The sequence below is a fragment of the Segatella salivae DSM 15606 genome (genome assembly GCF_000185845.1).
Taxonomy (GTDB): Bacteria; Bacteroidota; Bacteroidia; order Bacteroidales; family Bacteroidaceae; genus Prevotella; species Prevotella salivae.
The window spans coordinates 2672680-2673538 of record NZ_GL629647.1 but is presented as its reverse complement, the minus strand read 5'-3'; the positions used below and the strand labels follow the sequence as shown (position 1 = coordinate 2673538).

General features: G+C 40.7%; 2 protein-coding genes. One reads left to right on the top strand and one right to left on the bottom strand.

All coding sequences use genetic code 11. The annotated features are described in order from the left end of the window. The first annotated feature begins 204 nt into the window (after nt 1-204). Nucleotides 205-618 carry a plasmid mobilization protein gene (locus HMPREF9420_RS10495; RefSeq protein ID WP_007135654.1) on the top strand — a complete coding sequence of 138 codons (414 nt, stop codon included), beginning with the start codon at nt 205-207 and terminating at the stop codon, nt 616-618. A 68-nt stretch (nt 619-686) separates the two neighbouring features. On the opposite strand, the gene HMPREF9420_RS15085 is transcribed toward HMPREF9420_RS10495, so the two are convergent. Continuing rightward, complete coding sequence (locus HMPREF9420_RS15085; protein ID WP_424035680.1) at nt 687-800, bottom strand: IS1/IS1595 family N-terminal zinc-binding domain-containing protein; 114 nt, start codon at nt 798-800, stop codon at nt 687-689. Between the last annotated feature and the right edge of the window lie 59 nt (nt 801-859).

Below are 859 nucleotides of genomic sequence, written 5' to 3'. Positions count from 1 at the left end.
AAACTTATCTCTTGACTTACTTCTTGAACTTTGAACTCTCGTCTATCAAAAGCACCCCAGGAAGGTTACTTTATGGAACATAACAAACTATCTCTTTCTTTATACTGGCAAGGTGTGTCTTTGTACCACAAACTGCCGTTTGTACCACAAAGACCCTTGCCCCGAAAGGGGGTTAAATCACTTCAAAGTCGTGATTAGAAAACAATGAAAAAGCAGAAACAAAAGAAGCCAGACGGCAGATGTGCCACCTGCCCACGATGGGATAGATGGCACATCAGGATACCTAATTCTGAAAACCAGCAGAAACTTATCAGACTCTACCGAAAGTCGGGAGCAAAAACGAAAAGTGATTTTGTCCGAGTAAGGCTTTTGGGTGAAGCCTTTAAGGTCATCACCCAAGACCCTGCAAAAGAGCCTCACTTGGAGAAACTCTCCGAAATCGTTACCATGACTAATAAGATAGGTGTGCTGTACAACGAAGCCGTGAAAGCCCTCAATACTTATCATTCTGTCGCCACTGCGCAACAACTGCTCAGCAAACTCGAAACCTATTCCCAACTTCTTATTAGACTGCAACAACAAGCAGTACAACTAACAAAATCCCTTGAGAGTAAATAAGAATGAATGCTGATAAATCATAATGTCCAACGTTAGTGTCGTGCTGTGATTGCCCAATCCTTCTTTGGTCAGTTATCAATGTTAGGAAGATAGGCTTTGTATGTGTAGTCACTAATAAAATGCTTCTGGCAATTCTTACATCGGTAGCGTTGTTTATCTGTACTACTTTTACCACTTTTGATAATACTATTAGAGTTGTAATGTGCTCATCTACTAACAGCTCCACTTGATGTACTCTAAT